The organism is Butyricicoccus faecihominis, from assembly GCF_024462775.1.
GTDB lineage: Bacteria > Bacillota > Clostridia > Oscillospirales > Butyricicoccaceae > Agathobaculum > Agathobaculum faecihominis_A.
The window spans coordinates 24,273-50,530 of record NZ_JANGCE010000012.1 but is presented as its reverse complement, the minus strand read 5'-3'; the positions used below and the strand labels follow the sequence as shown (position 1 = coordinate 50,530).

General features: G+C 59.0%; 27 protein-coding genes and 1 riboswitch. Of the genes, 5 read left to right on the top strand and 22 right to left on the bottom strand.

What is annotated here, in order from left to right; genetic code table 11:
* Positions 1-2 precede the first annotated feature (2 nt).
* The 5 genes from cbiD to NE562_RS08145 are packed head-to-tail and all read right to left on the bottom strand — an operon-like array spanning position 3 to position 3,803.
* Positions 3-1,136 (bottom strand): cobalt-precorrin-5B (C(1))-methyltransferase CbiD, encoded by a 1,134-nt coding sequence (gene cbiD / locus NE562_RS08165; RefSeq protein ID WP_280961912.1) that lies wholly within the window; start codon positions 1,134-1,136, stop codon positions 3-5.
* 17 nt (positions 1,137-1,153) lie between these two features.
* Positions 1,154-1,996 carry an ATP-binding cassette domain-containing protein gene (locus tag NE562_RS08160; RefSeq protein ID WP_280961911.1) on the bottom strand — a complete coding sequence of 281 codons (843 nt, stop codon included), beginning with the start codon at positions 1,994-1,996 and terminating at the stop codon, positions 1,154-1,156.
* Complete coding sequence (gene cbiQ / locus NE562_RS08155) at positions 1,993-2,778, bottom strand: cobalt ECF transporter T component CbiQ (RefSeq protein WP_280961910.1); 786 nt, start codon at positions 2,776-2,778, stop codon at positions 1,993-1,995. Before cbiQ ends, NE562_RS08160 begins: the two co-directional genes overlap by 4 nt.
* Positions 2,775-3,065 (bottom strand): energy-coupling factor ABC transporter substrate-binding protein, encoded by a 291-nt coding sequence (locus NE562_RS08150; protein WP_280961909.1) that lies wholly within the window; start codon positions 3,063-3,065, stop codon positions 2,775-2,777. Before NE562_RS08150 ends, cbiQ begins: the two co-directional genes overlap by 4 nt.
* A 15-nt stretch (positions 3,066-3,080) precedes the next feature.
* Positions 3,081-3,803 carry an energy-coupling factor ABC transporter permease gene (locus NE562_RS08145; RefSeq protein ID WP_280961908.1) on the bottom strand — a complete coding sequence of 241 codons (723 nt, stop codon included), beginning with the start codon at positions 3,801-3,803 and terminating at the stop codon, positions 3,081-3,083.
* Positions 3,804-3,934: 131 nt separating this feature from the next.
* Positions 3,935-4,132, bottom strand: a riboswitch (cobalamin riboswitch).
* Between the two features lie 137 nt (positions 4,133-4,269).
* Here NE562_RS08145 and NE562_RS08140 point away from each other — a divergent pair.
* Positions 4,270-4,566 (top strand): cysteine-rich small domain-containing protein, encoded by a 297-nt coding sequence (locus tag NE562_RS08140; protein ID WP_280961907.1) that lies wholly within the window; start codon positions 4,270-4,272, stop codon positions 4,564-4,566.
* Between the two features lie 51 nt (positions 4,567-4,617).
* Here NE562_RS08140 and NE562_RS08135 read toward each other — a convergent pair whose 3' ends face one another.
* Positions 4,618-4,911 carry a hypothetical protein gene (locus tag NE562_RS08135; protein ID WP_280961906.1) on the bottom strand — a complete coding sequence of 98 codons (294 nt, stop codon included), beginning with the start codon at positions 4,909-4,911 and terminating at the stop codon, positions 4,618-4,620.
* Complete coding sequence (locus tag NE562_RS08130; protein ID WP_280961905.1) at positions 4,889-5,467, bottom strand: hypothetical protein; 579 nt, start codon at positions 5,465-5,467, stop codon at positions 4,889-4,891. Before NE562_RS08130 ends, NE562_RS08135 begins: the two co-directional genes overlap by 23 nt.
* A 185-nt stretch (positions 5,468-5,652) precedes the next feature.
* Here NE562_RS08130 and NE562_RS08125 point away from each other — a divergent pair, with 185 nt between their 5' ends.
* Complete coding sequence (locus NE562_RS08125) at positions 5,653-5,973, top strand: helix-turn-helix transcriptional regulator (protein ID WP_280961904.1); 321 nt, start codon at positions 5,653-5,655, stop codon at positions 5,971-5,973.
* Positions 5,974-6,077: 104 nt separating this feature from the next.
* Positions 6,078-6,461 carry a helix-turn-helix domain-containing protein gene (locus NE562_RS08120; RefSeq protein WP_280961903.1) on the top strand — a complete coding sequence of 128 codons (384 nt, stop codon included), beginning with the start codon at positions 6,078-6,080 and terminating at the stop codon, positions 6,459-6,461.
* 553 nt (positions 6,462-7,014) lie between these two features.
* Here NE562_RS08120 and NE562_RS08115 read toward each other — a convergent pair.
* The 4 genes from NE562_RS08115 to NE562_RS08100 form a co-directional block, all read right to left on the bottom strand.
* Positions 7,015-7,746, bottom strand: a complete 732-nt coding sequence (locus NE562_RS08115) for a hypothetical protein (RefSeq protein ID WP_280961902.1) — start codon at positions 7,744-7,746, stop codon at positions 7,015-7,017.
* Entirely contained in the window at positions 7,739-9,943 is a 2,205-nt protein-coding gene (locus NE562_RS08110) for a M1 family aminopeptidase (RefSeq protein WP_280961901.1), read from the bottom strand. The genes NE562_RS08115 and NE562_RS08110 overlap by 8 nt, the downstream gene beginning before the upstream one ends.
* The gene (locus NE562_RS08105) at positions 9,940-10,800 is read right to left on the bottom strand and encodes an ABC transporter ATP-binding protein (RefSeq protein ID WP_280961900.1); all 861 of its coding nucleotides are present in this window, start codon (positions 10,798-10,800) and stop codon (positions 9,940-9,942) included. Before NE562_RS08105 ends, NE562_RS08110 begins: the two co-directional genes overlap by 4 nt.
* Before the next feature lie 104 nt (positions 10,801-10,904).
* Positions 10,905-11,636 (bottom strand): GntR family transcriptional regulator, encoded by a 732-nt coding sequence (locus NE562_RS08100; RefSeq protein WP_280961899.1) that lies wholly within the window; start codon positions 11,634-11,636, stop codon positions 10,905-10,907.
* A gap of 286 nt (positions 11,637-11,922) precedes the next feature.
* Here NE562_RS08100 and NE562_RS08095 point away from each other — a divergent pair, with 286 nt between their 5' ends.
* Both NE562_RS08095 and NE562_RS08090 read left to right on the top strand, forming a co-directional pair.
* The gene (locus NE562_RS08095; RefSeq protein ID WP_280961898.1) at positions 11,923-12,975 is read left to right on the top strand and encodes a proline racemase family protein; all 1,053 of its coding nucleotides are present in this window, start codon (positions 11,923-11,925) and stop codon (positions 12,973-12,975) included.
* Positions 12,976-12,990: 15 nt separating this feature from the next.
* Complete coding sequence (locus NE562_RS08090; protein WP_280961897.1) at positions 12,991-13,953, top strand: ornithine cyclodeaminase family protein; 963 nt, start codon at positions 12,991-12,993, stop codon at positions 13,951-13,953.
* 49 nt (positions 13,954-14,002) lie between these two features.
* Here the strand turns inward: NE562_RS08090 and NE562_RS08085 are convergent, their stop codons facing one another.
* The 11 genes from NE562_RS08085 to NE562_RS08035 all read right to left on the bottom strand — a co-directional run bounded on the left by NE562_RS08085 (position 14,003) and on the right by NE562_RS08035 (position 26,230).
* On the bottom strand, positions 14,003-15,511 hold the full coding sequence (locus NE562_RS08085) for a sensor histidine kinase (protein ID WP_280961896.1): 1,509 nt from the start codon (positions 15,509-15,511) through the stop codon (positions 14,003-14,005).
* On the bottom strand, positions 15,492-16,157 hold the full coding sequence (locus tag NE562_RS08080; protein WP_280961895.1) for a response regulator transcription factor: 666 nt from the start codon (positions 16,155-16,157) through the stop codon (positions 15,492-15,494). Before NE562_RS08080 ends, NE562_RS08085 begins: the two co-directional genes overlap by 20 nt.
* 564 nt (positions 16,158-16,721) lie before the next feature.
* Positions 16,722-17,708 (bottom strand): LacI family DNA-binding transcriptional regulator, encoded by a 987-nt coding sequence (locus NE562_RS08075; protein ID WP_280961894.1) that lies wholly within the window; start codon positions 17,706-17,708, stop codon positions 16,722-16,724.
* A gap of 181 nt (positions 17,709-17,889) precedes the next feature.
* Positions 17,890-18,942 carry a zinc-dependent alcohol dehydrogenase gene (locus NE562_RS08070; protein WP_280961893.1) on the bottom strand — a complete coding sequence of 351 codons (1,053 nt, stop codon included), beginning with the start codon at positions 18,940-18,942 and terminating at the stop codon, positions 17,890-17,892.
* A 21-nt stretch (positions 18,943-18,963) separates the two neighbouring features.
* Positions 18,964-19,938 carry an ABC transporter permease gene (locus tag NE562_RS08065; protein WP_280961892.1) on the bottom strand — a complete coding sequence of 325 codons (975 nt, stop codon included), beginning with the start codon at positions 19,936-19,938 and terminating at the stop codon, positions 18,964-18,966.
* A complete protein-coding gene (locus tag NE562_RS08060) occupies positions 19,935-21,440 on the bottom strand; it encodes a sugar ABC transporter ATP-binding protein (RefSeq protein ID WP_280961891.1) in 1,506 nt (501 codons plus the stop codon). The genes NE562_RS08065 and NE562_RS08060 overlap by 4 nt, the downstream gene beginning before the upstream one ends.
* A 51-nt stretch (positions 21,441-21,491) precedes the next feature.
* Positions 21,492-22,490 carry a substrate-binding domain-containing protein gene (locus NE562_RS08055; protein WP_280961890.1) on the bottom strand — a complete coding sequence of 333 codons (999 nt, stop codon included), beginning with the start codon at positions 22,488-22,490 and terminating at the stop codon, positions 21,492-21,494.
* A gap of 61 nt (positions 22,491-22,551) precedes the next feature.
* A complete protein-coding gene (locus NE562_RS08050; protein WP_280961889.1) occupies positions 22,552-23,235 on the bottom strand; it encodes a PIG-L deacetylase family protein in 684 nt (227 codons plus the stop codon).
* A 35-nt stretch (positions 23,236-23,270) separates the two neighbouring features.
* Positions 23,271-24,176 (bottom strand): myo-inosose-2 dehydratase, encoded by a 906-nt coding sequence (gene iolE, locus NE562_RS08045; protein ID WP_280961888.1) that lies wholly within the window; start codon positions 24,174-24,176, stop codon positions 23,271-23,273.
* A 264-nt stretch (positions 24,177-24,440) separates the two neighbouring features.
* Positions 24,441-25,739, bottom strand: coding sequence for a TRAP transporter large permease (locus NE562_RS08040; protein ID WP_280961887.1), 1,299 nt, complete (start codon positions 25,737-25,739; stop codon positions 24,441-24,443).
* Positions 25,736-26,230 carry a TRAP transporter small permease gene (locus tag NE562_RS08035; protein WP_280961886.1) on the bottom strand — a complete coding sequence of 165 codons (495 nt, stop codon included), beginning with the start codon at positions 26,228-26,230 and terminating at the stop codon, positions 25,736-25,738. The genes NE562_RS08040 and NE562_RS08035 overlap by 4 nt, the downstream gene beginning before the upstream one ends.
* Positions 26,231-26,258 lie beyond the last annotated feature (28 nt).

Here is a 26,258-nt window from a genome sequence, read left to right as displayed (position 1 = left end):
CTCTATCCTGCCGTTTCCTTTAATTTTTGAACGAGCGCCACCGCGCCGGGCGACCGCGCGAGCAGGCCGTGCCTGCTGGAAAACATCATATATTCGCCCCGCGCCTTGCCGGCGAGGCGGCGCGATAATTGCTCTTCCACCGCAAGACCGACGCGGGCCAGCACCGGCTCCCGCAGGCCGGCCGCGTCCAGTATTTCAATGCACGCGTCGGTCGATACCGCCGCCATCAGCGCTTCCAGCACGGGCAGGGGCGCGCCGCACAGCGCGGCGTTCGCTGTGAACACCTCGCGCCGCCCGTCCGCCACGGCGGAATGCGTGTTCATCACCCCGGCGGCGAGCTTTACGAGCTTGCCCACGTGGCCGATGAGCAAAATCTCCGGGAAGCCCAAATAGGCCGCGTGATCGAGCGCGTCCCCGATGAAATTGGAGCACTTGACCGCGCGCGACAGATCGAGCCCCAGCGCTTCCCGCGCGAAATCCGCCCCGTAGTTGCCGGGGCACAGGAGCGCCACGCGGGCCCCCTGCTCATAAACGCTTTTCAGCTCCAAATGCGTGGTCTCCATCAGGGCCGCTTCGCTCATCGGTTCGACGATGCCGCTCGTGCCGAGAATTGAAATGCCGCCCACGATGCCAAGGTGCGGGTTATAGGTCCGCAGGGCGATCTCCGCGCCGTTTTCCGCGGAAATGGTGACGAGAAAGCCGCCCCCGTACCCGTTTTCCGCCGCCGCGCGGCGAACAGCCGCCTCGATCTGCGCGCGCGGGCCGGGGGTTATGGCGCTTTCGCCAACGGGCAGCGACAGGCCGGGCTTCGTCACGCGGCCCACGCCCGCGCCGCCCTGTATCGCGGTGCCGTGGGGCCGCTTTTCCACCCGCGCGAAAATGCGGATGCCGTCGGTCACGTCCGGGTCGTCGCCCGCGTCCTTGCGCACGGCGCAAGAGGCCGCGCCCTCCAAAAGCGCAGCCTCCTCCGGCGTCAGCGCAAGGGTTTCGCCCGCGGGCACGGGCAAAAGGATTGCCGAGGGCGCGCGCCCCGTCAGCAGCAGGCGCGCAGCGGCTTCGGCCGCCGCCGCCGCACAGCTGCCCGTGGTCACGCCGCGGCGCAGCTTTTTTTGGTTTTTTACAACATACTGCTCCACGGCAAATTCCTTTCCAATCACTCTATTCCGGTCAGGCGCTTGATCTCGCGCCGGGCGCGGCCGATGGTCGCGGCGGCGGTATCCACCGCGCAGCCGTCCTCATTGTGGAGTATCTCCATCAGGTGCGAAATTCTGGGCAGGCGCAGATGGTTTTCGCGCAGCAGCGCCGGATCGCGGAACAGCTCTTCCGGCGTGCCGCAGGCCGCCATGCGCCCTTCCGCCATGATATACGCCCGGTCGCAGTAGAGCGGCACCAGATCGATATCGTGCGTGGCGAGCAAAATGGTCATGCCCTGATCGCGCTGAAATTCGCGGCACAGCTTTAAAATATCGGCAACGCCCTCCGGGTCCAGCCCGGCGGTTGGCTCATCCAGAATGAGCACCTTGGGCCGCATGACGAGCACGCCCGCGATCGCCACGCGCTTTTTCTGACCAAAGGACAGGGCGTGCGTCGGCTTGTCCTTTAGGGCCATCACGCCGGTGCGCTCCATCGCGCGTTCGACGCGCGCGCGCACCTCGCTTTCCGGCAGGCCCAGATTGACCGCGCCAAACGAAATATCGCGGTACACGTCGGCCGAGAAAAGCTGATCGTCCGGGTCCTGAAACACGATGCCGACCTGCTGGCGCAGATTTTGCAGCCCCTTGCGGCCGTACGACACCGGCGAACCGCCGACGCGCACCGTGCCGCCCGTGGGACGCAACACCCCGTTCAGGCACAAAAACAGCGTGGATTTGCCCGCGCCGTTCGCGCCCAAAATGCCGGTGATCTCGCCCTCGGCCGCAGCGAGGCGCAGGTCCGAAAGGGCCTTTGTTCCATCCTCATACACATAGGTAAGGCTTTCCGCTTCTATCGCGTTCATACAGGCGTAAGCCCCCTTTCCAGCAGGTACGCGGCAAGCTGCGCACAGGTCAGCCCCACGCACCACAGATAAACCGTGCGCCCGCTTTGGTAATGGGGCGGCAGCGTTTGCACCTCGCCCTCATACCCGCGCGCTTCAAGCGAAACGTAGATGCGGTCGGCCCGGCGGTAGGCGCGCATGAACACCATGGCCAAGAGCGTGCCGAACGAGTGAAAGCTCTGCCGCAGGGTGCCGTAGCCCAGACGCGCCTGCTGCGCCACGCGCATGCGCTCCGCCGTTTCGGTCAAAACGAAGATGAAGCGGTAGATCAGCTCCATCAGCGTGAGCAGCAGCTTCGGCACGTGCAGGCGCTTGAGGGCGAGCAGCAGATCGGTCACCGGTGTGGACAGCACGGTAAAGTAAACGCTCGCCACACAGCCCAGCGCGCGGACGACCAGCCGCGCGCCCGCGAGGAGCGACGCGGCCGACACACCGTACACGCTGCCGCCGATCGCGGCGCCCCATAAAACCCCCGTACGATCCGGGAACCGGGCGAGCACCACCGTAACCGCGCCGACCACGAGAAACCAGAACGGCACGCGGAGCAGCCGGAAGAAATCGCCGGCGGGCGTGCCGCCCTTCCAATAAAGAAGGGCGGCAAAGACCAGAATCGCCGTAACGCTTGCCAGCATGCCGCCGGTGCCGAGGCACAACACAATGCTGACCAAGCTGACGGTGAGCTTGGCCGTCGGGTCGACGTCCTTTAGGCGCGATCGGTAAGAATAGCGGTCGGTTCCAATCATTCTTTTTTGCCGCGCGCGGTCACGCGGCCCAATACAAAGCCTATGACGCCCGCGCCCAGCGCGGCCTGCAAGGCGAACAAAAGGGATTCGATCTCGCCGCTGGCGGGTTCGAGCAGCGGCTCGGCCCAGCTTTCATAGCCGGGGTGGATGGTTTCCACCGCGTCCATCGCTTCGCCGTCCGCGCCGCCAAACTCGGCGCCGCGGCGCAGGTAAAGCGGGGCCACCGCCAAAACGATAACGAGCAGGATGAGCAGCAGGTTCTTTTTCCAAATCGCAGTTGTTTTCATCAGTTCGTTCCTCCCTCAAAGCACGCGCAGGTCGCGCAGCTCGTTTGCCGTATACTTTTCCAGCACATTGAACACCACGACGGTGAGCAGGCCCTCCGCAATGGCGAGCGGGATCTGCGTGACGGCGAAAATGCCGAGGAAGGTGGCAAGGCTTTCGGAAAAGCCGATGGCGTTGTGCGCAAAGGCCATTTCAAAGGCGGTGGTCACATAGGTAAGCAGATCGCCTAGGAACGCCGCGAAGAACACGCCCACAGCCGCGGGCAGCTTGGTTTTCCGCATGAAGCGGTAAATGCCGTAGGAAACGAACGGGCCGACGATCGCCATGGAAAACACGTTCGCGCCAAGGGTGGTCAGGCCGCCGTGCGCGAGCAGAATGGCCTGAAACAGCAAAACGATCAGGCCGAGCACGCTGGTGGCGGCGGGCCCGAACAGGATCGCGCCAAGGCCGACGCCCGTCATATGCGAGCACGAGCCGGTGACCGAGGGAATCTTGAGCGCGGACAGCACGAACGCGAACGCGCCGCACATGGCCAGCAGGGTGATCGAACGGGGGCTGATCTGCAATTTTTTGCGGATGGAATGCAGGCCCGCCGCGATAAACGGGATGCACACGGCGTACCAGCCGATGCACCACGATACGGGCAAATACCCTTCCGCGATATGCATGGCCTGTGCGCTGAACGTAAGCGCGCAGGCGACTGCCGCGAAAAGCGACAGCATTTTTATTTTTTTGTTCATTTGGCACCTTCCTTTGTCAGCGGTTAGTTTTTGTCTTAAAAAATCCGTTTGCGCTCCCGGAGCGCCCGTTTTAGCCGCTGGGCCGGTTCAAATTGGTCATAAAAAATGACACCCCCCTATCTTCCGTAGAGTGTGAAAACCTATCGATCGGATCGTATTCCGGCTCAAGGGTCATCGCCCGGCGCACGCCTTCCCAAGGTGCAAAGCACCCCAGTGGCATTTTGTGCGAGGGCTCGCCTAATACGGCAGCGGGACTGCGCGGGATTCTCACCCGACTTCCTCTTCCGTCCACAAAGTGGCGGAAGCTTCCCGATCGCTTTTTATTATATCTTTTTATAACCCGCATGTAAATAGCTTATCGCCAAAAATAGCGCGGTTTTGCAATATTTTTACCCCTTGAAATTTTACCCCGCCTGTGCTAATATGACTGTGCAGTATTGCAAAAAATTATTGGAGGTGCCAAGCCATGTGTCCGGAAAATGGAAACGAATATTGGCGCGGAAAGGGCTTCGCCTTTTTTCAAAACACCGCGTGCGAGTTCTTCCCCTGCCACAAGACCGACAAGCCGGAGGATTTTAACTGCCTGTTCTGCTATTGCCCGCTTTACGCGCTGGGCCGCGACTGCGGCGGCAACTTTACCTATACCGAAAACGGCATTAAGGATTGCAGCGCCTGCATGGCGCCGCATCAGCGAAACAACTACGGCTATATCACAGGCCGCTTTCAGGATATCGTGAAAAAGATGCAGAGCGAGGAAAAATAAGCGTTTATATGAAAGAAAGGATGTTGCGGTATAAACGCAACATCCTTTCTTTTATTTTTTCTTCAACTTTAGCACAAAATAGAACAAAATGAACAATGGAATATAAACAGCAATAAAACCAGTAGCCAGCGCTCCGAAAGTATCCATTTGTCCACAGGCATATAAAATAGCGATAAGCGGTTGTGACTGAGCGAAGCGGTCTATCTGCAATCCCAGAAGAATACCCATAGCTGTGCCGGGCAGGAACACATACCAATATCGCGCCATGCAGTAATCTAAGAAATCCGGTAAAAAGAATGTATCTTCCTCAAGGGACTGTTCGTTAATCCTGTTTTTCAGCTTCACTAGTTTCCCTCCCCGCCTCTATTTTAAGGTTCTCGGTTTCCGCCCAGTCTTCGGCAAGGGCCTGTTCAAAAAGTTTTCCCGACCTTTTGTGCGACACATGTGCTTTACCGTTATAAAGTACATGCGCCGCGTTGCTTTGTATAGCAAGAATCGGGCTCACCCCTTCCATCGCGTTTGATAAAACACAATAGAGAGCGCCAAACCGTACTAGATCACGCTGATTTTCTTTGGGATGCGGGCACCAAGGTTGTGTTTTATCCGTGATGATCCTATCACCAGCATCATAAAATGTAACTTTCCATAGCTTTATTTCTGAGTGTACCCTTACCGGCCATATAGCGTTTATATTCTGTTCGCTGGATTCCACCAGCCAGTCGTTTAATTCAGCGTCTAGGCGACGGATGACCGCACGAAATACCGAGTGGTCCTGAAACTGCTCCATCATTTGACACACCAGTGTTTTATAATCTGTGGCATTGCTTTTTCCCACCAGCTTATCGGTCATGTCATAATACCGGATTTGGTGCAATTCCTGTTGTGTTATTTTTGTTATCATTACAATTCACTCCCTTGTTTCCCCATTTGATCATTTCAATATTAAATCGAGCAATAAAAACTTATACAAATATGAATTTCACTTTTAAACTTTGCGTATACCGAATATATTCACTATATATGCATATTCTAAGTTGGCTATTAGGGTAAAAAAAAACCGTATGATTGTGTAGAGGTGAAAACAAAATGAATACTGACTACACGACATATATCCGCAATAGAATTACTGAGCTTCGTATGAAAAAAGACATTTCCGAATATCAAATGAGCTTAGACTTAGGTCAGAGTAGAAATTATATTCAAGGAATCAGTTCCGGCAAGTCTTTACCATCCATGGCACAATTTTTAAATATTTGTGAATACTTTGACATTACACCTATGCAATTTTTCGATTCTGACACTTTATATCCGCAGCTTATACGCAAAGCATTGGATGACATGCGTCCGCTCTCATATGACGATTTGATACTATTGTTAAACCTAATCCACCGACTTGCAGCACAGTAAATGATGCATATCAATTTTAAATATGATTTAAATTCATATTGTGTATATCTGGTATTATACTCCCAATCTCATCTAAACTACAAGTATAAATTGAGGTGAGAGTATTGGCTAATAAACAAGAGGAAGATATTAAAACAGGCCTTCGTGTTAAGATCGCTCGTGAGGCGGCAGGTTTGACACAAGAACAATTAGCAGAATGCCTTAGCATGACTCCTCAATATATCTCAGGTGTCGAGCGTGGTATTGTGGGTTTGTCTGTACCAGTGCTGCGCAGATTAAGCGATGTGCTTCTTGTACCATGCGACGCTCTTATAAAAGATGAAATTGAAATTTCTGATGTTACATCTATTGAATCTCGTTTATCCAGACTTCCCGGCAAGCATGCGCAAATAGCTACAAAAATGTTTAATTGCTATTGTTGGGGGATTGCACTTGCCAGTAAGGACGAAGACGCGGATACCACCGAAGACGAGCAGGCGCAAGAATAACTTTACAACGAAAAAACAGCTAGGCCGTGTTCTTACAAAGGAACATAGTCTAGCTGTTTTTGTATGTGATAATCGTACCCTCGGTCAACGGCGGGGTGAGTCGCCAATGTCATTCAGATAAGGGAAACGCATAGGAAAAAACAAGGGATTCACTGAGATTGTAGGGCGCGACGCCTCGGCGCGCCGGGAGCGAAGCGGCGGGGTATGCGAAAGCACCAAACAGGCCGATAGGCCAAGCGGAGAAGCATGGTTTCTGATGGTGTAACGCTCTCCCGAGTTCGGCGCGCCGAGGGCGTCGCGCCCTACTATTTCGGTCATTCGCGGCTTTTGCCTTTGCATTACGCTTAACTAAATGACATTGGTGAGGTCACCCCGCCCTACGCATAGACAAGCGTTTCACCCTACGTAGGGCCGCGTGACCTCACGCGGCCGCTCGCAGCTACCGCCGCGCATTATATTGTGAGCGCAGCGAACCTCCAACCCCGCGGCTACCTCCGCGCATTAATATTGTGAGCGAAGCGAACCACCAACCTCGCGGCTACCGCCGCGCATTTCATTGGGAGCGAAGCGAACCACCGACACCCGCGCCCCGGCAGCACCAAAGCAGCGCGGCAAGGCCGAGGAGCAGATAGCACAGCCGCATGAGCAGCATGGCGAGCGGCGCGGCGAACGCCGGGTCGAGCATGGACGTGCCGAGCGGCATTTTTGCAAAGAAGGCGCTGAGGGAAAACCCCGCTTCGATCGGCAGGGGCGCTACACTGAGCAAAAGCGCCAGCACCATGGCCCCGTACACCCCCGCCGGGTGCGCGCGCCCCAGCAGCCAGCCCAGCCCCAAGCAGAACAGAATGGCGGGCAAAAGCACCAAAATAGCCGGAAGAACGAGCGCGCCGTAAGCCTGCGCTCCAAACAGCCGGTAAAGAAAGAGCACGCCCAGAACCAGCACGGTCCCGGCGAGCAGCGCCGTGCCCGTAAGCGCGGCCAGACTGCGCGTGAGCAGGTAACGCCGCGCGTTTACGGGCGTGGCGTTCGTCAGCACCGCCACGCGCTTTTCCGCCTTGGAAACAAAAAAGGTGAGAAAGAATAATTCGCCGATGCAGACGAGCGGCAGCACCCGCGCCAGATAATACCCAAAGCTCCATGCCGAAAACGGCGCGGTGTGGGCTATGCCCCGCACCACCTCAAGCGTTAACACCTGATAGGCGTAAAACAGCGTCACCGCGAGTATGCCGATGAAAAACTTATTGAAAAGCAGGCGTTTCAGCTCATAGCGATATATTTTACCCAAGGTCAAGCTCCTCCTCCGTCAGCCCGCAGGCGTCTAAAAATTGCTGATAGGTCAGGTACGGATTCGTATAATCGATCTCGCGCTGGAAAAGGTCGTAAAGGATCTTGTCCATGGCTTGCTCCCCGCCGACGAGCTGCTCCGCCTTTAATATTTTCAGCGGCATTTCGGCGTAGCGGCGCGTACCGGTAAGGCTTGCGGCGATCCCCAGCTGGAACGCTTCGGGCAGCGCGTCCAGATATTCGGGGTGGCGCACGTAGAAATTTTGATAGTAATCATCCGCTTGCTCCTGCCAACGGTCGATATAGTTCGACTTGGCGTACGCTTCACCGTAAAGCTCCTTGGCGATGCGATAGGTGGTGTAGACGGTCAGCCCTTCGGACGACCACAAATCTTCTTCATCGAACATATTGCCAAGGCCCCACCATTGGTGCACCAGCTCGTGAATGACGACTTCGCCCGCGACGCCGCCCTTTCCGGTATCCTTAAGATTATTCGCGGTGAAATCCAGTTCGTTCATCGAGCTGGCCCCGCGCCCGGCATAGCCGCCGCCCGCCACGCGGGTCTGGATCAGCTTGAACCTGCCGTCCGCGTAGAAGGAAAGCGGGCCGTATTTTTCGGAACAGTACTCGATCACCCGCCGGATGGATTCCTTCGCGCCCACCTGCTCCATGATCTCCTTGTGCTTGCGGCCGATGTACAGGTCGATGGTCAGCCCCGCCGCCTCGATCTGCTCGGTCACGTAATCGCCCGCGTAAACGATCATGTTATAGCCGGTGTCCGTGATGCGCCAAGTGGCCGTGCCATCCGCGTTCTCGCTCCGGCGCTCGGTTTTTGCGTCGCCGAACTGCACGGCCTGCATACCGGCGGGCAGCGTCAGATCCATAATAGCGGGCACAGGCCCTTCCCCTGCGTACCCCACATCCTGCGGCGTGGGCGCGAGCACCCAATTTTCCAGCCGCATATAGGTATCGCTGATCTCCGGGTCGCCCGGTATTTCGCTGACGATGTTCCAATCCTGCGGGTAACCGCCGTAGGCGATCCGCAGTTCTATTTCCGCGTCCGCGGGCAGCTCCACGGTAAAGGTTTTTGCGTTTTGCTCCTCCCATTCGCCGATGGTAAAGGGCGCGGGCGCGCCGTTTGCCGTCACGAAATCGATGGCGTAGCCGGGATCGGTCGCAAACTCGGCCGTGCACGGCTTTCCGCCTTGATTATGCAGCTGGTAGGTGGCCGTTCCGAAAAGCTCGCCCGTGCGGACATCGGGGCGCACATCGGCATAGCGCGCGGAGCAAGTGACCGCTCCATCCGATTCTGTTTGGTAAAACGCGCTGTTTTCGTCATAGGGCACGCTGTGATCGAAAAACGGCTGCCGGGCATAGGCCGCGCCGCTCGCAAAGAGCAGCAGCGCCGCGAGGACGGGCCGGTACGCCCGGCGCAGATTGACGCGGAGCGAGCCGAACGCGCCCCGGCCGTACCGCCGCACGCACAGGTACGACACGATCCACACACCCAAAAGCGCGAGCAGCCAAGTTAGGCGCATATAGAGGATGGTGTAAAACAGCCGGTTGTTGGAAAAATCGTCCGATACCGCGAAAACCGACGGATTCAGCCAGCGAAGAAGCCAATTACCGCTCCATACGGTGAGACTGAGCGCGGCAAACGCGATAAACAGCGCGATGGAAAGATCGGCCCGCGCGGTGATCTGGTACGCGGCGGCGGCAAACAAAATAGCGAGCGGCAGCGCGCCGAACATCAAGACAAAGTAGCAGAGCAAATAGGTTTTCAGCGAAAACACCGCGCCCACCGCGAGCATGGTAAAGGGCAGCCAAATAAGCGCCACCACCGCCTGCACCGTGACGGCGGCGGCCATGAGCGCGAGCAGCCGCACGATGGCGGCGGTGAGCGGCGAGATCACCGCGTCCACCAGCAGATCGACGCGGTGCCGCCGCGTGCGGTCCAGCTCCAAAACGGTGAGCGCGGCGAACAGGAACGCGCCGAGCAGGCCGCCCGCCAGCGCGGGGTTCGCGATGTACATGCCGGACATGGTGGTCGCGTAGGTATCCGCGTTGGCCGAAAAAAGCGGGCGGTAGATCGTCAGCCCCAGAATGGGCGACAAAAGCGACAGCACCGCTACCGCGAGCAGCGCCGGGCGGCGCAGCAGCCGCCCCCACTCTACCCAAAGGAAATGCAGCGTTTTCATTGCGCTTCCTCCCCGGCGATGCAGTAGAGGTACGCATCCTCCAGCGTCGGTTCGACCGGCTGAACAAAGGCGGGCAATAACGCCGCGACCGCCCGGCAGCGGATACCGCGCGCCGTATTCACGCGCGAGGTGATATGCAGCCCCTCCGTTGACGCGGCCTCCGCCTGTTCAAAAACGCCCACGTGCCCTTCGGCGCGCTGGATGAGCGCGGCGGGCGTGCCGTCAAACCGGACGCGGCCCCGGTCCATCACGATCAGCCGGTTGCAGACGGACTGCACATCCTCGATAATATGGGTGGAAAGCACGACGATCTTGTCCTGCGCGGCGCGGGAGAACAGGTTGCGGAAGTGGATGCGTTCCTCCGGGTCGAGGCCGACGGTCGGCTCGTCAAAGATCAAAAACTGTGGGTCGCCCAGCAGGGCCTGCGCCACGCCCACGCGCTGCCGCTGCCCGCCCGAAAGCGTGCGGATACGCGCCTTTCGCTTTTCCGATAGGTTGACCGCTTCGATGACCTGATCGATCGCGCGTTTAGCGTCCGGTATGTTCTTGAGGGCGGCCATATAGTCTAAAAACTGCCACACCGTCAATTCGTCATACAGGCCGAAGGACTGGGGCAGATAGCCCAGCCGGTTTTTCAGTTCCTTTTCGTGCCTGCGCAGCGGCGCGCCGTCCACGCGGATCTCGCCCTCCGTCGGCATAAGGCCCGCCACCAGCAGCTTCATCAGCGTGCTTTTGCCCGCGCCGTTCGGCCCGAGCAGGCCGATGAGATTGGGGCTTGCAAGCTGGAGCGAAATATCGCGCAGCGCTTGCTTGCCGTTCGGGTAGGTCATATTCAGATGATCGATCGTGATTTCCATAAGGTTCAGGCATCCTTTCTCGTTTGGAGTACGAGATAAGGATACCGCCGGACTTTGAACCGCCCTTGAAGCCTATTTGTGTTTTGTGTGGAGAAACGGCGGTTTCAGTCCACCGCTTCGTGTTCCTGATCAAAGCGAAAGCGCAGGTGATCCGTGCGGTGATAGGTCTTATAATATTCCAGCGGCAAATAACGCCCGTTCATGATGCCGGTCGTGAGCGATTCAAACAGCAAAATGGGCGTTGTTTCCGTGATCTTTAGGTTTTTGGCGATCTCCGCAGAGGGCAGCACGGCTTCGATGGTGTTTTCCGTTTTTCTGGGGTACGCGCCGTACCGGGCGCGGAGCACCTCACAGATCGGTATGGAAAAATCCTGATTTTCGATACCCGGAAAATCCGCCGGCGACAGATACGAGACCGATAGATTGAGGATCAGGCGGTTCGCCTGATAGAGCTTTTGCAGCTTTAGAACCGGATCGCCTTCCGCGATTTTCAAATAGGACGCAATGGTTTGGTTCGCGGGCACCACCGCCTGTTCCAATACCGTAACGAGCGGCTGCATGCCCAGCTCCTCATAGTGCTGGGCGCACCGCGTGACCGAATAGAGCGACTGGGAACAGTGAAAATCCTTCATATTCTTCACATAGGTTCCCCGGCCGTGGAAGCGGATCAGCCAGCCTTGGCTGCACAGGGAATCAATCGCTTTGCGAACCGTGGAACGGCTGACCCGAAACCGGGCGGCCAGATCGCGCTCGCTGCAAAGCTGCCCGTCCGCCGCCACCCCGTCGCCGGAAAGAATCAGGCCCCGGATATCTTCCTCAATACATTGGTGTTTCATTTTCACAATCCCCCTTGCCGTTATTTTTCATTATAAGGCGTACCGGACGGGGCCGCAAGTTTTCCCACCCACCTTGGGCATATTTCACGAAGCTTTCCATAAAAATTTGTGGAAAACAGAAACGTCCAGTGGTACGCGAAATAAAGGACCACTTGCGTTACAGGTTCAAAATCCTTTGGGCCACTGTGCAAAGTGGAAAAACAGCAGGGCGTGTTTTGTGCAAAGTGCGGCTTGCTTTGCCCCCGCGGGTCTACTATTGTAAAACTATCAAAAAGGAGGTACCGTCATGAGCTTTCAGAGGATTTTTACCACGGTTGAGACCCATTCCGGCGAACCCATGCGCGTAATCACAGGCGGCGTGCCGCATATTCCCGGGGCCACCGTATACGAACAAATGAAATGGCTGGAACAAAACGACGATCAGGTGCGCATGCTGATGTGCCGCGAGCCGCGGGGCTATCCGCCGATGTGCGTCAACCTGCTGGTGCCCCCCAAGCACCCGGAGGCCGACGCGGGCTTTATCATTATGGAGCAGGTGGAATACCCTGTCATGTCCGGCGGCAACACCATTTCCGTCGCCACCGTGCTGCTGGAAACCGGTATGCTGCCCATGCAGGAGCCGGTCACAGAGTTTACGCTGGAAGCCCCCGCCGGGCTGATCCGCATCAAGGCCGAATGTCAGGGCGGCAAGGTCACGCAGGTCACCTTCCGCAACGTGCCCGCCTTCGCGGTCTATCTGGATCGGGAGATCGAGGTGCCGCATCTGGGCAAGGTGACGGTGGACGTGGCGTGGGGCGGCATGTTCTACGTGATCGCGGATGTGCGGCAGTTCCCGGGGCTGGAGCTGATCCCGTCGCACGGCGCGGAGATCGCCCGCGTCACGTCGCTCATCCTCGGCGCGGCGCAGGAGCAGCTTCCGGTCGCCCACCCGGATTATCCCGGCATCGGCATCACCAATGTGGAGCTGTCCGGCCCCACCGATAACCCGGCGGCAGACTGGAAAAATTCCGTTCGCGTCGGCAGCGGCCTTGTCGATCTGGACAATCCCGCCACTTGGACCGCCGCGCTCGACCGCTGCCCCTGCGGCACCGGCACCTGCGCGAAAATGGCGGTGCTGCACGCGAAGGGCCAGCTCCCCCTGCACCAAAAGTTCCGGCACGAGGGCATACTCGGCATCGTCTACACCGGCGAACTGGTGGAAGAGACCAAGATCGGCGATTACGACGCGGTGGTGCCCACCGTGGGCGGACAATCGTGGATCTACGGCTACAACACCTATGTGCTCGACCCGACCGACCCCTTCCCGAACGGTTTTACGGTCGGCGATATCTGGGCGTAAAAAGGAGCGTTTCTTATGAAAAACATGAAGATCATCCCGGAAGAGCAGGCCGCCGCGGCGCTCGATATGAAAACCGCGCTGCAAACCGTGGAAAACGCCTACCGCGCCTGCGTCAGGGGGGAAATGTACCCCGGCGGCCGCATCGTCATGCCGGTGGGCAGTGAAAAAAACATGGGGCAATGGCTCACCGCCGTCTGTACCAATATGCCGATCTTCGGCTCCAAATTTTCAGCCGTGTTTCCGGACAATGTGAAAGCAGGGCTGCCCTGCGACCAATCCACCATCAGCCTGTATTCCACGCAAAACGGCGAGCAGCTGGCCCTGATCGGCGCCAATTACCTGACCGCGCTGAAAACCGGCGCGAGCGCCGGGGTCGCCACCGGGCTTTTGGCGCGGCGGGACGCGTGCAGGCTCGGCATCATCGGCACCGGCACGCAGGCCTTTACGCAGGCATTGGCCATTCAGGAGGTCCGCCCCCTCACCGAGCTTCGCATTTTCGACCGCTCCACGGAGCGCATGAACGCTTTTGCCAAACGGATCGCCGCCGCCCGCAACCGCCCGTACGAGATCATCCCGTGCGGCAGCGGCGAACAGTGCGTGGAGGGCTCCGATATCGTCTGTACCGCCACCCCCTCGCGCACGCCCGTTTTTGACGGCGCGGCGCTCCGCCCCGGCACACATGTGAACGCCATTGGCTCGTTCACCCCCACGATGCAGGAGATCGACGCGCAGACCGTTGAGCAAGCAAGCTTTGTCGTCACCGAGCATGTGGACGGGCTGTGGGCCGCCGCGGGCGATATTCTGATTCCCCTTGCGCAGGGCCTGATCGCGCGTGACAAGGTGCGCGGCAGCGTGGGCGACGTGCTGGTAAAAAACATTCCCGGCCGCCAAAGCGACGGCGAGATCACCCTGTACGAAAGCGTCGGCTCCTGTGTGTTGGATGTGGCCATGGCCATCACCGTGTATCAAAGTGTATAAGCTAAAAAAGGCTGTTGCAACCCATGTTGCAACAGCCTTTCCTATTTTGTTAGGGTAGTTTTTTCGGCCAGCGGATGGTGAACCGCACGCCGTCCGCCGTGTTTTGTATGGCGTAGCCGGCGCCGTGGCGGTCGAGTATCATCTTGACGATGTACAGACCCAGCCCGCTGCCGCCGGTGCGGCGGTTGCGCGAGCTATCCGCCCGGTAAAAGGCCTCGAACACATGGGCCAGCGCGTCCTCCGGTATGTGCGAGCCGCTGTTTTCCACGGTCAGCACGGCCTCCTCCGGCTCCGTTTGCAGGGCGACGCGCAGCTTCGCCCCCTCCGGCGCGTAAAACACCGCGTTGGACAATATGTTATCCAGCACCTTGCGCAGCAAAACGGGGTCGGCCGAAACGATCGTGCCCGTGGGCAGTTCGGCGGTGAGCGCTAGGCCCTTTAGCTCGATCAAATCCTCATCCAGCGCGAGCTGGGCGCTTACCGCTTCGCCCAAGTCCGTCGGCTGCTCCCGCAGCGCGAACCCGTTCGATTCGATGCGCGACACGGTGAGAATCTCCTGCACCAGCGCTTCCATGCGAGCGGTCACGCGCAGGGATTTTGCCAGATAGGCGTCGCGGTCCTGATACACGTCCACCCCTTCGAGCATGCCGGTCAGCTGGCCCTTCAAGATGGTCACCGGGGTTTTCAGCTCGTGCGAGGCGGCGGAGAAAAATTGCAGCCGCTGCCGTTCGAGCTCGCGTTCGCGGTCGATATCGCTTTTGAGCGTTTCATTCGCGGTTTGCAGGTCGCCCAGCGCGGCGGACAGGCGGCCGGACAGCTCATCCAGACTGCGGCCTAAAACGCCGATCTCATCCAGCCGCTTTTCGCCGCATTTCCAGTCAAAATCCAGCTCCGCCATGCGCTGGGAAATGCCGCTCAGCCGCACGATGGGCCGCGTGATATAGCGGGAATAAAACAGCGCGCACAAAACGGAAAAGACCAGCATAACGGCCAGCAGCCAAGGCGCGACCTTGCCGAGCGCCGATACCGCCTGATTGGTCGCCACCCGCACGCGGGGCGACACCACCATGGTGTATTCCCCCTGCCGGTCGGGATATTCAAAGGCGTAGGTCATTTCACCCGATGCATCCGACGAGGTGAGCACAGAGACCGTTTCCGCGACCGCACCGGAAACGTCAGACGAAACGGCGAGCGTATCCTCTCCCCCGCCGATGGAAACGACCACGACATTCTCATCATCATCCTCGTACACCGGGCTGACCGCGAGGTTGGACGGCGTTTGCACGATTTTTCCATCCGGGCCGACGATCATCACGTCCGCCTCGTCCCGCACAAAAGCGTCCAGCAGGGGTCCGCTGTCGTCAAACGCGGTGGCGGACAGACGCTCGGCCAAAACCTCGGCCTTTTCATCCAGATCGCTGGTCATGATGGTCAGATACGAGGTGGGCGTTGCCCAAACGATGAAGCCGAAGGTCACCGCGCCCGCGAGCAGAAGCAGCAGGCAGGTGACGCTGAAAATGCGGAACGTAAGGCTTTCTCTAAGCTTCCTTCGCAGCACGGTAGCCCACCCCCCTGATGGTTTCGATATAATCCGCGGGCAGCTTTTTGCGCAGGTTCTTGATATGGCTGTCCACGATGCGCTCGTCGCCCAAAAAGTCATAGCCCCACAGGCGGCTCAAAAGCACCTCGCGCGTGTGCACCCGGCCCGGCTTTCCCACCAGCTCGCAGAGCAGGTCGAACTCGCGCTGGGTCAGCTCGACCGGCGCGCCCTGAAACGTGCATTCGCGCGCGTCCAGATCGAGCAGCAGGTCGCGGTAGCGCAGCAGGTTGCTCTCCGTCTGCCCGCCCGCGCGGCGCAGCACCGCCGCGATCTTGCGCAGCAGCACGGGCATGGAAAAGGGCTTTGTCACATAGTCGTCTATTTCCAGATCAAAGCCGCGCAGCTGTTCGGCTTCGCCGTCCAGCGCGGTGAGCATGATCACCGGCACGCGGGATTCCCGCCGGATCAGCTCGCACACGCCGAAGCCGTCTATCTTGGGCAGCAGCACGTCGAGCAGCACCAGATCGAACGGCTCCCGGCGAAAAAAGTCCACCGCCTGCATGCCGTCCCCCGCCGGGGTAACCGCGTAGCCCTCGCTGCGCAGGTACGCCAGCAGCAGCTCCTGTATTTCCAGTTCGTCCTCTACCACCAAAATCCGCTTCACGCGATCGCCTCCTCGCTCTTCGACCAGTATAGCACGGTTTTATGAAATCCGTATGGAGTTTTCCACCGGAAAATAGTGGGGCGCGGCCAATGTCATTAAATGAAGAATAACCGACTCCAATACGGCATAGCACCACCCTTTGGCCTCCCCCCGACGAGGGCATATGCGTAAACTTAAGCAATGCGCGGGGGCAAAGACCGTTTTCTGGCCTTCCCCCCACGAGGGGAAGGTGGCGCGCGCCGTAGGCGCGTGACGAATGGGGGGCGTAACGAATAGCGCATTGGAAGGTTACTGCGCACATCAATGCCAATGGTTCTTACGCCCCCCATCAGACCCGCGCTTCGCGCGGCCCAGCTTCCCCTCGTTGGGGGAAGCCCAAAGAGCGCGCTATGCATACGCTGCTTAAGTTTACGCATATGCCCTCGTCGGGGGGAGCCCAAAGGGTATTTGCTGCCCAGTTATTACTTGCTCATTCTTAACTTAATGACATTGGGCGCGCGGCGCGGGGGCCCAAAAAGCCGCCGCGCCGCGCGCCCTAGAGAAGAGAAAGAGAAAAAGAGAAGTTTAGCAGGATTCCCCCAGCACCAGCGCGACGGGGGTGATGATGCGTTCCACCGGAACCGGCCGCTCGCTGTCCATCATATAGGTCAGGCGGCGCACGACCGTGCGCGCCTGCAAATGCGAATTGTTATCGACCGTGGTCAGCGTCGGCATGCACAGGCCCGCGAGCTCGGAATTGTCGAACCCGACCACGCCGATATCCCGCGGCACGGCGTAGCCGAGCCGCCCCAGCGCCTTGATGCTGGCCATGGCGATTTTATCGTTGCCGCAAAGCAGCGCGTCCGGCAGCGGGCTGGCGGTAAAAAGCTGCGTTAAAAAGCCGACGTCGCAGCATTCGCTGTAGGTATGGTCGATAAACATGCGCCGCATGTCCACCTCCATGCCTTCCGCCTTGAGCGCGAGCATGGTGCCCAGCCAGCGCTCGGCAAAGGATTTGCTGCTGTCCAAACTGCCGATAAAGCCGATGCGCGCATACCCCTTGGCGCGCAGATGCGACACGATCAGGCTCATGGCGCTGATATTGTCCTCCATCACGCTGCTGAACGGTATTTTGGGAAAATAAAAGCTGTACAGCACGACCGGCAGCCCAAGCTGCTGCAACAGCAGCGCGTGCTGTTCGCCGATCTCGTCGATCACCACGATGCCCTCGACGCCCTTTTCGTCGATCACCTCGCGCATGCGTTCGATGCTGACCGCGTTTAAATTGTGCAGCGCAACGGCGATACAGCCGTTCAGCTCCAGTTCCAGCTTGATCTGCTTGAAAAACTCGTTAGAAAAATAGGTGTCGCCCGTATTTTCGATGTTGGAAAGGATCAGCACATTCCTCCACGCGGCCACGGCGCGCGGCTGATAACCGAGCTGCTCCGCTGTTTTCAGTACAGCTTCCCGCGTGTCCCGGCTGATGCCCGGCTGGTTGCGCAGCACCAGCGAAACCGTATTGACGGACACGTTCAGCCTGTCCGCGATCTCCTTCAGCGTTACTCTTTTCACTTTCGGTTACCCTCAAACTTTATTCCATTTATTCATGATGTCCCCATTTATTATACCGATTTACCGGCGCACTTTCAAGCAAGGCACGCAATATTCTGCACAAATTGGGGCGTTTTCAGGCATATTCGCCGCTCGTAACGCGATTGGAGCCGCAGTACGGAACAGGGCTTCGGCCGTCGCCCTAGTCGAACGTGAGCATCACCTTGATCTCGCTCCCCGCGTTTTGCAGGGCGTAATCAAACGCCGCCTTGGCCTGCTCATAGGGATAGAAGCTGGTATTGAGCGCCGCGAAATCATAGCTGTCCCGGATACGGTCCATGAACTTGATCGTGCGCACCATGGCGTTTTTGGTGCCGTTAAAGCCGCTGACGCTCAGGTTTTTAAAGATCAGATCGGTGGGCTTGATGGTGATATCCCGCTCGCACATGCCGACCAGCCGCACCCGCGCGCCGTCCGCCGCCAGCTTTACCGCGTTTTCCGCGCCGGCGGGCGTGCCGGAGGCTTCCACCACATAGCTGGGGCCCGTGCCGCCCGTCAGCCCTTTAAGCTGTTCGGCGAAGTCGGGCGCGGTCGGGTCGAGCGCTTCATCCGCGCCGTAGCGCAGGATGACGTCGCGGCGGAAGGCGAGCGGATCGGCCGCGATCACATGCGCGCCCGAAGCCTTGGCCGTCATGGCGGCGCACAGGCCGATCGAGCCCGCGCCGATAATCAGCACATCCTCCGCGGCGTCCAAATGGCCGTTGCCGCCCCAAATGCTGAAATAACCCACGCAGAAGGTTTCCACCCACGCACCCATTTCAAACGGCCAATCAGGTGGCAGGCGATGCACGTTGCCTTCCTTCAGCGTCAGGTATTCGGCCATGGCGCCCGGCGTATAGGGCCGAAAGCCGACCTCGTCCCCGTGCAGGCAGGCGGAGGGCATTTTGCCGTTTTTGCAGTTTTCGCACGCGTTGCAGCCCATGCTGCAATCGCCGGTCACGCGGTCGCCCACCGCAAGGTCGCGCACGGCGGGGCCGGTCTCCACCACCGTGCCCGCGTATTCGTGGCCCGGGATATACGGCGCGATATCGTACCGCCCTTCGCTGCTTTTGCCGCTGTAACAGCCCAGATCGGAACCGCAGATGCCGCACCGCGCGATTTTGATGCGCACCTCGTTTTCGCGGAGCGGTTCGAGCTCGCGCTCCCCGATCCGCAGGTCCATCGGGCCGTGCATATATACCGCTTTCATTTTCATTGCTTACACTCCTTTGGAAAATCAGGCTTTGGCGCGAAGGCTCAGCTTTTTGGTCGTCGCATCGAGCACCACGGCGAACAGAATGATGATGCCTTTGACCACATACTGCCAGTTGGGCGAGATATTGATCAGGTTCATGATGTTGGCGAGCACGCCCATCACCACGCAGCCGACCACGGCCCCGCCGACCGTGCCGATGCCGCCGGAAAAGCTGGTGCCGCCCAGAATCACGCCGATGATCGCGTCGAACTCATAGTTGAGCGCGGCGGACGGCTGGCCGACGTTGGTGCGGCTCATCAGGATATAGCCGGTAATCGCCGCGAGCAGGCCCATGAAAACGTGCGCCACCGTGAGCACGCGCGCGGTTTTAATGCCCGAGGCCTTGGCGGCTTCCTCATTGCCGCCGATGGCGTAGAGCGAGCGGCCATAGGCCGTGCGGTTGACCAGCACCAGCGAAAAGAGAACCACCGCGATGCACACTAAAATGGGGTACGGGATCTGGCCGAACAGCTTGCCCTGCCCCAGCACGCGGAACGAGCTGCCCGTGACCGGGATCGGCATGCCGTTGGCGTAGACCAGCGCAAGGCCGCGCGAGAGGATCTGCGTGCCCAGCGTGACGATAAAGGCGGGCAGCGCGAACCGGGTGATGATAAAACCGTTGACCAGACCGATCGCCGCGCCGATGACCAGCGCCGCCGCAAGGCCGGCCAGAATGCTGCCCGTGCTTTCATACATGCCCACCATGACCGTGCCGGTGAGCGCGACCAGCGAGCCCGCCGACAGATCGACGCTGCCGGCCAAGATCAGCGCGCATTCGCCGCAAGCCAAGATCGTGGTCATGGAGATCTGCACCAAAATAGAGATCAGGTTTGCTTTGGTCAGGAACACATCGGGCCGCAGGATGGTGCTGATGATGATAAACAGCGCCAGAATCACGTAAATACCGCATTTTCGGAACATCTGCCCGAAATTCAAACCACCGAGTTTCGCTTTCATTTCCTGCTCCCTCCCGCTGATAAAGCCATGATTTTTTCCTGTGTGGCCTCGCGCCGCGTCAGTTCGCCGCGCTTTTCTCCATCCGCCATGACGATGATGCGGTCGCTCATGCCCAGAATTTCCGGCAGCTCGGAGGAGATCATGATGATCGCCATGCCCGCCCCGGCCAGCTCGCACATCAGCTTGTAGATCTCATACTTAGCGCCCACGTCGATGCCCTTGGTCGGTTCGTCCATGATCAGCACCTGCGGCGGCCGGACCATCCACTTGGCGAGCACCACCTTTTGCTGGTTGCCGCCCGACATGGTCGAGGCGGGCAGTTCGATATCGCTCGTTTTGATGTGCAGCCGCTCGATCTGCTCCCCGATCACGCCGGTCTCCCTATGCTTGTTCAGCAGGCCCAGCTTGCCGGCAAACGCCCTCATATGCGCGAGCATCATGTTTTCGCGGATGCTGCGGATGACCACCAGACCGTACCGGCGGCGGTCCTCCGAGATCATGGCGATGCCGCTTTTGATCGCGTCCGTCGGGTTTTTGATCCGTTTTTGGCGGCCCGCCAGAAACACGCTGCCCGAATCGCACGGGTCCAGCCCGCAGATCGCGCGCATCACCTCGGTGCGGCCCGCGCCGATCAGCCCGGAAAAGCCGAGTATCTCGCCGCGGCGCACGGAAAAGCTGATTTGACGGAACACGCCCGCGCTGGAAAAATTCTCGGCGCGAAGCAGCTCCTCGCCGATCGGCACCTCGGTCTTGGGGAACAGGTCGTTCAGCTCGCGCCCGACCATGTGGCGGATGATCTCGCCTTCCGTCACCGCGTTCGCCGCGCCCCCAAAAACGCACGCGCCGTCGCGGATGATCGTGATCTCGTCCGCGATCTCGGGCAGTTCCTCCAACCGGTGCGAGATATAAATGACGGAGATGCCGCGCGCCTTCATTTTCCGCACCAGCCGGAACAGCTCGCTCACCTCGCGCTGCGAGATGGAGGAGGTCGGCTCGTCCATGACGATGATCTTGGCTTCGCGCGAGACCGCCTTGGCGATCTCGATCATCTGGCGGCTGGCCACCGAAAGGCTGCGCATCATCGTATCGGGGTCGATGGCCATGTCCAGCCCCGCGAGGGCCTCGCGCGTCCGGCGGCGCATTTCGGCCTTGTCGGTCAGCCCCAAGCGCGTGATCTCACGCCCCAGAAACACGTTTTCCATCACGGTCATATCGAGCACCGAATTGAGCTCCTGATAGATCATCGAAATGCCGCGCGCGATGCCCTGACTTTCATTGGCGATGCGCACCCGCTCGCCCTCCAGCCAGATCTCTCCGGCGTCGGGCTGATACATGCCGCTCAGAATCTTCATCAGCGTCGATTTGCCCGCGCCGTTTTCCCCGACGATCGCGTGCACCGTGCCCCTGCGCAGCGTAAAGCACACCTGCTTGAGCACGCGAACGCCCGGAAAGGATTTTTCGATATTTTTCAGCTCGAGTATCACATCAGCTTGATCGGTCATGCCGTTCCCTCCATTCGAGGCCGTCTCCATGGCGCGCCGCCGGACCTGCCGTTACTCGGCGGCCTCATACTGCACAATGTACTGGTCGACGTTTTCCGCGTCCACCGCTTCAAAGGGAATATCCATATCGCCCTTCGTCCATTCGCCCCGCGCGAGCTTCAGCGCAACGTCGGCGCTGAAATAGCCTTGATCGTGCGCGTTCTGGTAGACCGACATGGCCAGATCGCCCGCCTTGATGCTGGCGCACGCTTCCTCGGTCGCGTCGGTGCCGGTGACGAGGATGGAATCGAGCTTGTCCGCCGTGCGCACGGCTTCGATCGCGCCGAGCGCCATGTTGTCGTTTTGGCTGACGATCGCGGTCACCTCGGGAAAGCTCTTGAGCCAGTCGTCCGTGATATTCATCGCTTTCGCGCGGTCCCACTCGGCGGTCTGTTCGGCCAAAAGCTCGATATCCGGGCGTTTTTCTGCCAAAACCGCCTGCATGCCCTTTTTCCGGCCGATCTGTCCGGAATGGCCGATCGGCCCCATCAGATAGCAGTACTTCGCGTTTTCCGGCAGCTTTTCGGCCAGCCACTCGCCCTGAATGCGCCCGGCCTCCTCATCGTTCGAGCCGACATAGGTATACGCGCCGCCGTTGGTGCGGGTGTTGACGCAGACCACCGGAATGCCGGCCGCGTTCGCCGCCTCCACCGCGGGCGTGAGCGCGTCCACGTCGCGCGGCCACAGCACCAGCGCCTTGACCTTGGAGTTGATCAGCTGATCGACGTTGGTCAACTGGGTGTTGACGTCGCCTTGGGCGTTTAGAATCTGTAGGTCGATCTCGTCCTTATGCTCCTCGCCGTACGCCATCATGCCTTCGTACAGGATACGGTCGAACACGTCGCCCGTGTTTTGCAGCGATACGCCGAGCAGCAGCTTTTCCGCAGCCTTAGGCGCGTCGGCCTGCGGTTCGCCCTGCGGCGCGTCGCCCGCGCCGTCGCCGCCTCCGCAGCCGGCGCACGCCAGAATCAGTCCCAAGCTCAGTCCCAATGCCAATAGTCTTTTTTTCATGTGGGTTCCCTCCTTCGATCACGCGGTTTGTTTCTTTCCTTTCCCGGTTCGGCGCGCCGCCCTAGGGCAGCAGCTTATAGTCAGGCGGATTCTCAAACGAGAGATGCGCCTTGAACCCTTCCGCATAGGCATAGCCCGCCTGCAAGCCGCGGTACATGCCCATTGCCTCGATCGCGTGCATATAGTCCTGTTCCAGCTCCACCTGCGATTTGTGACAGGCCAGCATAGCGCGCTTGCGCTCCATCTGATCCGTGATGTCGACATATTGCTCGGGCTGGTAGTGGAAGCCGCCGTTCGGCTCCCAGAAAAACACCTTGGGCAGCTTGCTGATTGGCGGGTACTCGGTCTTCTGGTTTTTCCATTTCAGGCACAGCAGCGCCTGCTTTACGATCGTGCCGATCACATGGTGGTCCACGCTGGAATCGTCGGGCCAATGCGTGAAGATCACATCGGGATCGGCCCAGCGGATCGCGTTCACGATCGCGTCGCGCGTCGGGTTGTCGTCCACGATGCGCTCGTCCATGCCGAGAAACAGGGTCTCCGCGCCCGCGACCGCCGCAGAGTTCAGCTGCTCCGCCTTACGCTTCGCGGCCAGCTCCGCGCGGTCATAGTCGTAATGGCCGATGTTGCCGCTCGTCACAACGCAGAATTTTACCGTGTCGCCGCGCTCCGCATAGCGCAGCATGGTGCCGCCCGCGTAAATGTCGATATCATCCGGGTGCGCGCCGATTGCCAGTACATTCATTTTTTCCAGCCTCCTTTTTATCGGTTCCGTTTTCGTCAAACGCCGGTGATCTCGCGCAGGTATGCGCGCGCCATTTTCATAAAGTGCAGGGCCTTGGGGCTGGGCAGGTACTGTTCCGCCTCCACCATCATCCAGCCCTCGTACCCCTTGTCCGCCAAGATCTGCATGATGGGTCTAAAATCGATGCCGCCGTCCCCCGGCACGGTGAAGATGCCGCATTTGACCGAGGAATTGAAATCCATGTCATAATCCTCCACCACGTCGAGCACGATCTCGCGGATGTTCTTCAAGTGCACATAGGCGATGCGGTCCGCGAAATCATGGAAGAACCGCGCAAGGTCGACCCCGCAGTAGTGCAGGTGCCCGGTATCGGCCAGCAGGTGCAGCTTGTCCGGGTCGGTGCCGGCGCAGAGGCGCTGGGTCTCCTCATAGGTCTCGCAGCAGGTGCCTGTGTGCACATGGTAGACGAGCTTCATGCCAAGGCTGTTTACAAAATCCCCGGCTTCATTCAGGCCGTCCAAAAACAGCTTCCACTGTTCGTCGTCCAGCTTTTCCACGCCCTTTTTGGCGCGGTATTCGCGCGGGTCCCAGCAGCGCGAGCCCGTGCCCTCCGCCGCGACGACGACGTCGCAGCCGCAATCCCGCAGGAATTTCGCCTTTTCGCGGAACATGTCGAAATACTTGTCGCGCAGCTCGGCGCAGGCGAACATGGTATCGCACCAGCCGGAAGTCAACTGCAGGCCGCGCGCGTCCAGCGCCTGCCGGAGCGCCTTTGGTTCCTTGGGGAATTTGCGGCCCAGCTCTATACCGGTATAGCCCGCTTCCGCCGCCTCGTCGATGATGTTTTCAAAGGAGTACTCGTCGCCAAGGTCGAGCATGTCGTCGTTGCACCAGCAGATCGGGTGCGCGCCGAACCGGACATTCTGAAATAGCGGTTTCATGAAACATTCCTCCGTTCAAATTTTATTAATGTTACGTTGTGCCTATATAGTATTTTATAATATGAATTATGTCAACCCATCACTCGCATTTTCGTATATTATCTCATTGTTTTTGCTTTTATTTTATGCATATTGTCCATTAATCGATGGCTCTTTTTCCATTAACTTGATCCATTCATTTGAATTTGTCTATATATTCATATTAATATTTGAAAACTGCAAAAGGCTCCCTGTTTTAGAAACAGGGAGCCTTTTGTAGAAGGATCAAATATACCCGGCCAGCCACGGCAGCATCAAAACAAGATTCGGGATGTAGGTGATCAGCAGGAGTACCACGATGCAGGACGCGGTAAACGGCAGCGAAGCCTTTACGATATCCTTGAGCTCGCAGCCGCTGACGCTGGCGGCGGTGTACAGGCCCACGCCAAAGGGCGGCGTGATCAGGCCGATCATGACGTTTACGACCATGACTACGCCAAAGTGGATCGGATGAATGCCCATTTGCTGAAAGATCGGGGCAAAGATCGGCGCAAAGAGCACGAGCTGCGCGGAATCCGAGATCCACATGCCGTTGAACAGGAAAAACAGGTTGACCAGAAACAGCAGCAGATAGGGCGAAATATTGGCGGCGGCCACCCAGTTGTTGATCATCAGCGGCACGCTCTCCATGGTCAAGATCCAGCTGATAATGGAGGTAAAGCCGATGATCAGAAAGATCGAGGCCGAGCCGGTCGCCGCGTTTTTGAGGGAAGACCACAAATCGCGCGGCTTCAGCTTATGGTAGACCAGCAGATCGAGCAGCAGCACGTAGGCCACCGAGATCGCCGAGGCTTCCGTCGCGGTGAAAACGCCCGAAATGATGCCGCCCAGCACGATCACGATCATAAAAATGGCGGAAAAGGATTTGAGCGTGATAAGCAGCGCCTCTTTCGCACTGTAACGGACATCGCTCTTGGGAAAATGCAACTTACGCGCCAGAAAGAAGATCACGAGGATTTGGCCCAGACCCAGCATAATGCCGGGCACCACGCCGCCGATGAACATGCCGCCCACGGAAACCGCCGTCAGGCTGGCGAACATGACCGCCGGGATCGACGGCGGGATCACAGGCCCCTGTATGGCGGAGGTCGCGGTCAGCGCGGCGGCAAAATCCCGCTCGTAGCCGTCCGCCTCCATCATGGAGATCTCAATCGGCCCAAGCGCGGCGATATCGGCCAGCGCGGAGCCCGAAATACCGCCGAACAGCATACTGGCCAGCACGTTGACATACGCCACGCCGCCGCGCAGGCGGCCGACAAAGATGCGGCAAAAGTCCACCACGCGGTCCATCAGGCCGGTCAGGCCCATCAGCTCGCCGGAGAGCATAAACAGCGGAATGCAGATGTAAATAAAGCTATCCATGCCGGTGAACAGCCGGTGGGCGTACATCATCAGGTTGCCCAGCATGTCCGGCTTGAACACAAAGTAGCTCATCGCGGCGGTGCCGATCGCCATGACCACCGGCGAGCCGACAAGGAGCAGGCCGAACAGGATCACCAGCACCAGAATCAGTTGCATACTCATTCGTTCGCACCTCCGCTTTTGTGTGCGCAAAAAAGCGCCGCCAAATTCAGCAAATACTGCACCAGCATCAGAAACGAGCCGACGGGCACGGACAGGTAGACCCAGAACTTATCCACCGGCAGCCCGGTCACGGGAACGCCCCAGTAGCTTTGCGCCTGCAGCCAGCCCTGCCACGTCAGCGTGCACAGGATGACGACGAACAGCACGGTATAAAGCCCTTCGCGCACCCGGAGAAACGCCTTCGGCCAGATCTTGTCCGCAAAGTCCACCCGCATGAGCGTGTTTTTGTAGATGAGCACATTGGCCGCCAGAAACACGACCCAGATCAGCATGTACCGGGTATATTGCTCCACCCACATCGCGCTGATCTTCAGCACATAGCGGCACAGCACCGAAAGAAAAACCGATACCGCGATGGTGGAAAGACCCGCCGCGGCGATCGCCAGCGAGACGCGGGCGATCGCGCTTTGCACCCTATTGATTTTATCCATAGCGTAATCCTCACAAAGCGGCGGCCGC